Here is a 326-nt window from a genome sequence, read left to right on the forward strand (position 1 = left end):
GGCCCGCCCTTCTCATAAAGCACGATCGGCAGGTAGCGGCTGTGGCCGATGGCGTCCATGGCGGCGAAGAAGATGAACTTGTAGACGCCGAGCAGGTACTGCGTGTTGTGCTTGGAGGTGGCGAAGAGCACGTCGATGCCGGCCTCTTCCATCAGCCGGTCCACCCGCGCCTGGTCGAACGGAACGCTGCTGACCTCGGTCTTGCCCGGAGCGATGTTCATCTGCCTCTCCCTATTTTCCTCGGCCGCAGGAGCGTCCGAACGTCACGATTTATGGTTGTTGGCCAAATCTGCATCACCTTTGCTGCTCTGGTCCAGCCAGAACTG

General features: G+C 60.4%; 1 pseudogene. It reads right to left on the minus strand.

Features of this window, described 5'->3' with window-relative positions:
• Window positions 1-221 (minus strand): annotated as a pseudogene (locus EN786_RS36735) (aminopeptidase P family N-terminal domain-containing protein); the annotation flags it as partial.
• Between the last annotated feature and the right edge of the window lie 105 nt (window positions 222-326).

It is taken from the genome of Mesorhizobium sp. M4B.F.Ca.ET.143.01.1.1, assembly GCF_004792275.1.
Classification (GTDB): domain Bacteria; phylum Pseudomonadota; class Alphaproteobacteria; order Rhizobiales; family Rhizobiaceae; genus Mesorhizobium; species Mesorhizobium abyssinicae.